The sequence below is a fragment of the Clostridium boliviensis genome, from assembly GCF_033342255.1.
Lineage (GTDB): Bacteria > Bacillota > Clostridia > Lachnospirales > Lachnospiraceae > Lacrimispora > Lacrimispora boliviensis.
In genome coordinates, this window is sequence record NZ_JAWONS010000090.1 from 21683 (window position 1) to 30454 (window position 8772).

At 42.4% G+C, this 8772-nt stretch carries 7 protein-coding genes; 2 read left to right on the plus strand and 5 right to left on the minus strand.

Going from position 1 to position 8772, the window contains the following annotated elements:
• Positions 1 to 13: 13 nt before the first annotated feature.
• Positions 14 to 1021, minus strand: a complete 1008-nt coding sequence (locus RZO55_RS03195; RefSeq protein ID WP_318062839.1) for a LacI family DNA-binding transcriptional regulator — start codon at positions 1019 to 1021, stop codon at positions 14 to 16.
• 379 nt (positions 1022 to 1400) lie between these two features.
• Between RZO55_RS03195 and RZO55_RS03200 the strand changes: the two genes are divergently transcribed.
• Complete coding sequence (locus RZO55_RS03200; RefSeq protein WP_318062840.1) at positions 1401 to 2882, plus strand: UxaA family hydrolase; 1482 nt, start codon at positions 1401 to 1403, stop codon at positions 2880 to 2882.
• 34 nt (positions 2883 to 2916) lie between these two features.
• The gene (locus tag RZO55_RS03205; protein WP_318062841.1) at positions 2917 to 4404 is read left to right on the plus strand and encodes a tagaturonate reductase; all 1488 of its coding nucleotides are present in this window, start codon (positions 2917 to 2919) and stop codon (positions 4402 to 4404) included.
• Positions 4405 to 4508: 104 nt separating this feature from the next.
• Here the strand turns inward: RZO55_RS03205 and RZO55_RS03210 are convergent, their stop codons facing one another.
• From RZO55_RS03210 to RZO55_RS03225, 4 genes are all read right to left on the minus strand, one after another.
• Complete coding sequence (locus tag RZO55_RS03210) at positions 4509 to 5342, minus strand: sugar phosphate isomerase/epimerase family protein (RefSeq protein WP_318062842.1); 834 nt, start codon at positions 5340 to 5342, stop codon at positions 4509 to 4511.
• A 14-nt stretch (positions 5343 to 5356) separates the two neighbouring features.
• Positions 5357 to 6910: a glycoside hydrolase family 28 protein gene (locus tag RZO55_RS03215; RefSeq protein ID WP_318062843.1), complete on the minus strand. Its 1554-nt coding sequence runs from the start codon at positions 6908 to 6910 to the stop codon at positions 5357 to 5359.
• A gap of 71 nt (positions 6911 to 6981) precedes the next feature.
• A complete protein-coding gene (locus RZO55_RS03220) occupies positions 6982 to 7833 on the minus strand; it encodes a carbohydrate ABC transporter permease (RefSeq protein WP_318062844.1) in 852 nt (283 codons plus the stop codon).
• 5 nt (positions 7834 to 7838) lie between these two features.
• The gene (locus tag RZO55_RS03225; protein WP_318062845.1) at positions 7839 to 8738 is read right to left on the minus strand and encodes a carbohydrate ABC transporter permease; all 900 of its coding nucleotides are present in this window, start codon (positions 8736 to 8738) and stop codon (positions 7839 to 7841) included.
• Positions 8739 to 8772 lie beyond the last annotated feature (34 nt).

Here is an 8772-nt window from a genome sequence, read left to right on the forward strand (position 1 = left end):
AAATGACAATAGCCTAAAAATCGGTTGTACATCGTTTTACCAGCCTGCATGGAATCTTGCAGTCCCGGCTTATTTGAGAGTCCTTCTCCTGAAGAATCTTCATCATATTGCTGATGGTAATATTACACAGTTCTTCCACCCTGTTATCCACCGAAGACAGCTCCGGATCACTGCAGATTGACAGGGCTGAATTATTAAAGCCTGTAATACATAAATCTTCTGGTATTTTTAAAAGTTTTGAATTGGCATATTTAATCGCACCGACAGCCAGACCGTCATCTGTGGCAATTACACTGTCAAACCGTAAATCCCTCCGTTCCAACAGTATATCACGTACTGTGTGAATCCGGTTTTTCACATACAGCTTCAAGTCGCCAAGCACCGGCAGTCCATGGCTTTTTAATGCGGATTCGTAACCAGCCAGCTTTCTTGTGGCACTGTAGGAATGGGAATTGCATAAAAAAAGAATTCTGCTGCGGCCTGATTCAATCATCTGGCTGGTCACATCAAACGTTGCCTGATAATCATCACCATATGCACAGTATATATTCTCACCGTCTAAATATCCATTAATAAGGAACACCGGGACCTGTCTGGCTGCATTAAGTACATACTGCACACGACTTTTATCCCCTTCTTCACCTGCATAGGTAGATCCCACCATAATCAGCGCATCAATGCGTTTGGCCAGGAGAAGGCTTACATACTTCTCTTTTATCGTCTGCTCAAAACCGCTGCAGCATAAGATACAGTCATAACCATGTTCATGCATGCGGCTCTCTAAATGGGCAACTGCAGTTGCCATATATGCATCAGATACATCCGGGCAGAGAATTCCTATGGTCTTCATAGAATCAAGACCTAAGCCCCTGGCAAATACGTTGGGAGTATAACCGTTTTCCTCCATAATGGCCCTGACTCTTTGTTTCGTTTTTTCACTTACGCGCGGGCTGTCGTTCACCACCCTGGAAACGGTAGCTATGGAAACTCCTGCAAGCTCTGCTATATCATATATGTTCATCCTGGTGTCCCTCTTACGTCTTCATTTCTCATCATCTGACTGCAAAATCATACCGATGGTTCCCTTTTTTATTGTGTCTGCGTTACCATAGCGTCACCGTGGCTTTACCATAGCTTTACCATGCCTTTTCTACACGGCGCGTAAGCGCTTACACTTATCTCGCTTCATTATACATAATATTCTACCATTGCGCAACTATTATTACCAGTAAATCATGAAAAATGATGCATGCTTTTTCCATATTGTACCCATAATTAAAAGAAATATCTTTCTTTTATGTTTCCCTATTGACTAAGAGAAAAAAATAGTGTATGTTTTATGTAAGTACTTACATTGCAGTAAAATAAAGAAACCGGTACTAAGAAAGGAAAGGAAGCTTATGCAGGACTTTATCAAAATCAATTCCGAAGACAACGTGGCGGTCGCATTAAAACCCCTTACTTCCGGCAGTGCCTTAGAGGTAGACGGCACAGCGGTTACTCTTCTGGAAGATATCCCACAGGGTCATAAATTTGCCCTGACAGATATACCTGCCGGCTCATCCGTCATCAAATACGGCTGTGCTATCGGCATAGCAAAGGAGAACATTGGGACAGGGGCCTGGATTCACACACACAATTTAAAAACAGGTTTAGGAGATTTACTGACTTACACGTATAACAAACAGGAAATCGAAGTTGCTCCATCAGAAGAACGATTTTTCAACGGATACCGCAGACCTGACGGACGTGTTGGCGTGCGCAACGAGATCTGGATTATTCCAACCGTTGGCTGCGTGAATAAAATTGCGACTGCCATTGAGCGTGCAGCATTAAAACATGTAAAAGGAAGCATTGATGCGGTTGCTGCTTTTCCTCACCCTTACGGATGTTCCCAGATGGGCGATGACCAGGAATATACCAGAACCATTCTGGCAGATTTAATCAATCATCCAAACGCAGGCGGCGTGCTGGTGCTTGGACTTGGCTGTGAGAACAGCAATGTCACCGAATTAAAACGCTATATTGGCGACTACGATGAGCGCAGGGTTAAATTCTTAGTGGCTCAGGAATCAGAAGATGAAATATCCGATTCTCTTGAATTAATCGATCAGCTTGCAGAATATGCGGGATCATTTCACAGAGAGCCGATCAGCTGCAGTGAGCTGGTGATCGGAATGAAATGCGGCGGTTCTGACGGATTATCCGGAATTACAGCCAATCCTACTGTTGGTGAATTTTCCGATATGCTGGTTTCAAAGGGTGGAACTACCATCCTGACAGAAGTTCCTGAGATGTTCGGTGCGGAAACACTTCTTATGAACCGGTGCCAGAACGAAGAAACTTTTGGAAAAACAGTTGATTTAATCAATGACTTTAAAAATTATTTTACCAGCCACAACCAGACCATTTATGAGAATCCTTCTCCAGGCAATAAAAAAGGCGGTATTTCCACTCTTGAGGACAAGTCCTTAGGATGCGTTCAGAAATCCGGCAGAATGCCAGTGGTGGATGTATTAAAATACGGGGAACCGGTACGCAATAAGGGACTGAACCTTTTAAGCGCTCCCGGCAACGATCTGGTAGCTTCCACAGCCCTTGCTGCATCAGGCGCCCATATCGTTTTATTTACAACCGGACGGGGAACTCCATTTGCATGTCCAGTACCAACCATGAAGATCTCCACCAATTCCGCTCTCAGCCAGAAGAAAAATAACTGGATTGACTTCAACTGCGGAGTTTTAGTGGAAGGAACCGATATGGATACTTTAAAGAATCAGTTCTTTGACTTTGTTATAGAAGTTGCCTCTGGCAAGATGGTTAAATCGGAAGAAGCAGGTTTCCACGATATGGCCATCTTTAAGCAGGGCGTAACATTATAAAATATTTCTGACAACATATAAGGAGACAAACGGAATGGAAAAGTTAAGCTACCAGACACTGGAAAAGCTGGGTTATGACGGATATTTATTAAAGGAAGCACCGGAACGTGTACTTCAGTTCGGAGAGGGAAACTTCTTAAGAGCTTTTGTTGACTATTTTATTGATGTTCTCAATGAAAAAACCGGATTTAATTCCAAAGTAGTTTTGTGTCAGCCGATTGCACCTGGCCTGGCAGATATGATCAATGAGCAGGAAGGTCTTTATACCCTCTTCCTCCGCGGCTTTGAAAACGGCCGTAAAGTAAATGACAAACGCGTCATCTCCTGCGTAAGCAGATGTTTAAATCCATATAAGGATTATGAAGCAGTTCTTGACTGTGCCAAAAACCCGGATCTTCGTTATATTGCCTGCAATACAACAGAAGCTGGAATTGCCTATGATCCTTCCTGTCAGTTTACTGATGTGCCGGCAGAGAGCTACCCCGGAAAGCTGACACAGTTCTTATACAGACGATTTGAAACGTTTGGTAAGGAAGCCGGAAAGGGCTTTGTCATACTTTCCTGCGAGCTTATTGACAACAACGGAAAAGAGCTGGAAAAATGCGTATTAAGCTATGCGAAACAGTGGAATTTAGGCGATGAATTCATTAACTGGATTAAGGCAGAGAACATCTTCTGCTCCACACTGGTTGACAGAATCGTAACCGGTTACCCAAGAAATGAAGCTGCTGCTATCTGTGAGGAATTAGGCTATCAGGATAACATCATCGATACCGGTGAAGTATTTGGCTTCTGGGTAATCGAGGGACCGGACAGCTTAAAGAAAGAACTTCCATTTGAAGAGGCCGGTCTTCCTGTTATTATCTGCGAAGATCACAAGCCATACAAGCAGAGAAAGGTTCGTATCTTAAACGGTGCCCATACCTCTTTTGTATTAGGTGCTTACCTGGCTGGTCAGGATATTGTCCGCAACTGTATGGATGATGAAGTGATCTGCGGTTTCATGAACAAGACCATTTACGATGAAATCATTCCTACCTTAACTCTTCCGGAAGAAGAATTAAAGAGCTTTGCAGCTTCTGTAACAGAGCGTTTCAAAAACCCATTTATTGACCATGCGCTGTTAGCTATTTCCTTAAACTCCACCTCCAAGTGGAAAGCACGCGTGATGCCGTCTTTAAAGGGTTATATTGAGAAGAATCATGCACTTCCAAGCTGCATTACCGCTTCCTTTGCATTCTATATTGCATTCTATCATGGAACAACACTGACAGAGGACGGTCTGACCGCTATGCGCCCTGCTGGTGATACGTATACAGTAAAAGACGACAAACAGATTCTTCAGTTCTTCTATGACCACAAAGATGAGGACGCTGCTGCTCTAACCCACTCTGTCTGCACAAATACAGATTTCTGGGGCGAAGATTTAACAGCCATTGAAGGCTTTGAAGAAGCTGTCAGCGGATATTTAAAAGATATCGAAGAAAAAGGCGCTTACGCAGTTATGAAGGATTGCTTATAATCAGGGAATTAGAAAGAGCTTTGATCTGGTTTAACATCAAAAACCAGTCAAAGCTCTTTTTATATTTAAATCCGTATATGACGTTTTATATCAGAAATTTCTGCTTATTTGCAGCTGTAATTTTCAAGAAATTTTCTTGACCATTCTGCATTATCCGGAGTACTGTCCTCGATTGTCATCTGAATATAAGGCTTTTCTTTCTTTGCAAAATTCAAAATGGTATCATATTTCATAACTCCGGTTCCAGGTGCTCCGGAAACTACCTTATCGCCTTCAATCACAAAATCTTTCATATGAAGAACATCGGTATACTCTCCCAGATCCTCAATCGCTTCTTTGATCACCTTGTCATACTCGCCGCTGTTCTCCACAGACAGTAAATTAACCGGATCCAGAATGATTCTTAAATTCGGGGAGTTAATTGCTTTTAATACCTTAAGAGCCTGCTTGGAATCATATACGATATGGCTCCATACCGGTTCGATCGCCATGATTACACCGAATTTCTCTGCACATTCCACTACCGGACGGAAATTCGTAATAAACGTCTGAAGTGCTTCTTCTGTATGGGATGCAGGCTCATAACGGTATTCTGGATTAGGGTTGCCTGTCTCCGTTCCCACTACGCTGCAGCCTAAGATGGATGCAAAACGAAGGTGGGCGAAATAACGTTCCTGGATCTTCTTAATCTCTTCCGGATCTGGATGTGCCAGGTTTAAATAGCAGCCTAAAACAGCGATGTCCATATGATACTCTGCAAATTTGTTTCGCAGATAAGCAGCAAATCCCGGTGTTAAGGCGGAATTATCCACCGAATGTTCTTCAATTGTCTTTGTCAGAGCCAGGTGCACACAGGAAAATCCCTGTTCGCCGGCTATTTTTAAACGTTCCTCAATGGTTCCTGGTGCCACATCGTGTAATCGAATTCCAATCTGCATAGTACTCTTCTCCTTTAAATCGTTTCGTAATGATTGATATTGGTTAATTCAAATGCTTCTCCTTCCTGTCCGGAAATATGCACATTTTCACAGATCAGGGTGTCCACATTGCTGATACAAAAGCCTTTTTTGCTGCACTGCCCCACTCCGTTTAACATGGCGGGAGCTCCTGATTTCGCCTCTTTTGCAAAAGAGAGGTCTACATTCTTAAATTCAATGCGTTCAATCTTCTTTTCCGGAAGACCATAGAGAAAGGAGGCTGCCACATGGCAATTAACTGCCTTAATATTGGTAAAACTAAATCTGCCGATCTCAGGCGTTCTGTCGTCAACCGGAAGCAGTTCCCTGCACTGAACATAGTCTGATTTTCCATCCGGATCACAGAAGTAGAAGCCATTTACTACAAATGGAGTCATCACATGATCCATATCAATGTGATCAAAGGAAATATCAGTGAGTACAGAGTCCTTACCTCTTCCCCGCCTGGTTTTAATCCTCAGTCCTCTGTCTGTGTGGCGGAACAGACAGCGCTCCACCCGGATATTTTTCACGCCTGCGCCCACTTCACTTCCTATGGTAACAGCTCCGTGGCCGTTTTCCATCAGACACTGACGGATGGTGATGTTCTCAGAAGGTGTCTTATATCTGCGTCCCATGTAAATCTTACCTGATTTGATGGCAATGCAGTCATCTCCAAGGGAAAAATGAAGTCCCAGTATCTCCACATCCTTGCAGGATTCCGGATCCAGCCCATCTGTGTTGGGGGAATCTGCCGGATTGCTGATGCTTAGATTCAAAAATTTCAAGTCCTGGCTGAAGTAAGGGTGAAGAACCCAGGTAGGACTGTTCTTTAACGAAAATCCCTGAAGGGTAATCTGCCTGCATCTTTCTAAGAATACCATGCGGGGGCGGAAAGCTCCCTTCATCACTCTTACGTTATCCCACCAGTTATCAAAGGATGCCTGACCGTTTAAAGTTCCTCTTCCGTAGATTACCACATCTTCCACATCGATGCCGGTAATGATGCCTGCAAACATAGGCAGGGGGTTGCCCTCCCAGGTTCCCAGATTATAATCCTCGTTCTCATCATAGCTTTCGATCATACCTGGAAACTTCGGATACTGATAACGGTCCGTCTCTGCAAGAAGCTGTGCTCCCTCTGAAAGTTCAATCTTTATATGACTCTTTAAAAAGAGACTTGTAATTTTGTATGATCCTGCAGGTATCAGCACTCTCCCGTCTTTCGGGCAAGCCATGATTGCAGCCTGAATGAAGGCGGTGTCATTGTAAATACCATCCCCACGAGCACCAACCTCCCTGACATTGATCGTAACAAATTCATAATCCGTATGAAAGCTGGTTTCTGCTCTTTCTCCATTTCTTTCCAGAGAAATATTATAATCCATATCCGGTTTTAAGTCAAACAAAGTAAATACCACCTGGTTTGTCTCCCCCCGGCTTTCTCCGTTTACTAAAATCTTACCTGGAGTTTCAAATTCATAGATTGTTTCCGTGATTGTCTCAATGGTTACAGAACGCGCTGTCTGAAATACAACTCTTAATTCCATACTGTTAAACCTCACCTGTTTTTTCTATTGAAAAAGAGCGCAGCAATTGCATACCACGCCCTCTTTTTTTATTAACCTTTTACTCCGCCTGCAGCAATACCATCAATAAATGCATCCTGCGCACAGAAGAATACAATCAGAGAAGGAATAATGGAGATAAGTGACATCGCCAGAATTCTGTTCCACTGAAATCCTACATCGCCGTCCATTGACATACGTAAGTAAATGGAGTTTGTATATTTCGGCATATCGGAAACATAAATAAGAGGTCCCATAAAGTCATTGGAAGTCCACATAAACTGGAACAGCGCAACGGATACCAATGCCGGCTTTAACATGGGAACAATTACATACCATAATGTTTTAAGTGAATTACAGCCATCAATCTTAGCTGCCTCTTCCAGCTCCTTTGGCACACCCCTTAAAAACTGGACCAGCATGAATAAGAAGTATGTGTCACCTGCAAATAATGCAGGGATTATAAGAGGAAGATAGGAATTGGTCCAGCCCCAGTTATTAAACATAATGTACTGAGGTGCATTTAAAACTACCTGCGGAAGGAACAGAGTTGAAATCATAAGAGAAAAAAGGAGTCCTTTTCCCTTAAATTCGAATCGTCCGAAGCCGTAAGCTGTAAGGGTAGCTGAAAATACTGTGAAGATAACCTTGGGAACTACAATTTTATAAGTATTTAAAATAGATTTAATCAGGTTGATCTTACCGCCGTAATCTACAAAGGCATTGGCATAACCATCCGTTACCGGATTCTTCGGCCAGAACCATGCACTTGTAAATATCTCTGAGTTTGTCTTAAACGTTGCACCTGCCATCCAGATCAGTGGATATACCATAATTAACCCGACAAAGATAAGAAGCAGATAACGGATAAAGGTGCTGATTTTTGTTTTAGTCTCTTTCGTCATGTCATTTACCTCCCGTCTTCATCTGAGTAATAAACCCATTTTTTCTGGCTTACAAATGCCACTGCAGTAAATGTCATGACAATTAAAAACAGAATCCATGCCTGGGCACTTGCCATACCCATCTTATGACGAAGGAATGCATTGTTGTAAATAAGAATGGAAATCAGTGTAGTAGCACCGTTTGGTCCTCCCTTTGTTACAAGGAATGGTCCGTTGAATTCCTGGAATGCCTGACATAACTGAGTAATCAGGTTATAGAAAATAACCGGTGTAATTAAAGGAACGGTAATCTTAAAGAACTGAGTCCATTTTCCTGCTCCGTCAATGGAGGCAGCTTCATACAGATCTTCTGATACTCCCTTTAAGGCTGCAAGGAAAATAACCATGGCTGAACCAAACTGCCAGACACGCAGCAGTACGATAACTGCCAAAGCTCCGTTAGCAGACGCCATCCAGTTAATTTTTTCTCCGCCGAACGCGCCGATTACAGCATTGATCAGACCGTCAGTATTAAATACGGCTCTCCATAATATAGCGATAGCAATGGAGCCTCCTAAAATGGAGGGAATGTAATAAGCAGTTCTGAAAAAATTAACACCCTTTAATTTAAAGTTCAGAATATAAGCAATAAACAATGCGAAGGTGAGTTTTAAAGGAACGTCAAAAATCGCATATTTAAAAGTAACCAGAAATGCTCTGACAATATCAGTATCTGTGAAAATCTTATTATAGTTCAACATACCTGTTTTTGTAATGCCTCTGAACAGATCATAATTTGTAAAGCTATAGTACAATGAAGAAGCGAATGGATAAACCTTAAAAAGTATAAATCCAATCAGCCATGGCAGAACAAAAAAGAATCCTGCATTCTCAGCCAGGAACTTATGCATACCCTTTGACTTCATACTGCTCATACCTCCTGTTTATTAAAAATTATAT

Excerpts from the sequence above, each read along its gene's own strand:
- RZO55_RS03195 (WP_318062839.1), bottom strand. The coding sequence starts at position 1,021 with ATGAACATATATGATATAGCAGAGCTTGCAGGAGTTTCCATAGCTACC.
- RZO55_RS03200 (WP_318062840.1), top strand. The coding sequence starts at position 1,401 with ATGCAGGACTTTATCAAAATCAATTCCGAAGACAACGTGGCGGTCGCA.
- RZO55_RS03205 (WP_318062841.1), top strand. The coding sequence starts at position 2,917 with ATGGAAAAGTTAAGCTACCAGACACTGGAAAAGCTGGGTTATGACGGA.
- RZO55_RS03210 (WP_318062842.1), bottom strand. The coding sequence starts at position 5,342 with ATGCAGATTGGAATTCGATTACACGATGTGGCACCAGGAACCATTGAG.
- RZO55_RS03215 (WP_318062843.1), bottom strand. The coding sequence starts at position 6,910 with ATGGAATTAAGAGTTGTATTTCAGACAGCGCGTTCTGTAACCATTGAG.
- RZO55_RS03220 (WP_318062844.1), bottom strand. The coding sequence starts at position 7,833 with ATGACGAAAGAGACTAAAACAAAAATCAGCACCTTTATCCGTTATCTG.
- RZO55_RS03225 (WP_318062845.1), bottom strand. The coding sequence starts at position 8,738 with ATGAAGTCAAAGGGTATGCATAAGTTCCTGGCTGAGAATGCAGGATTC.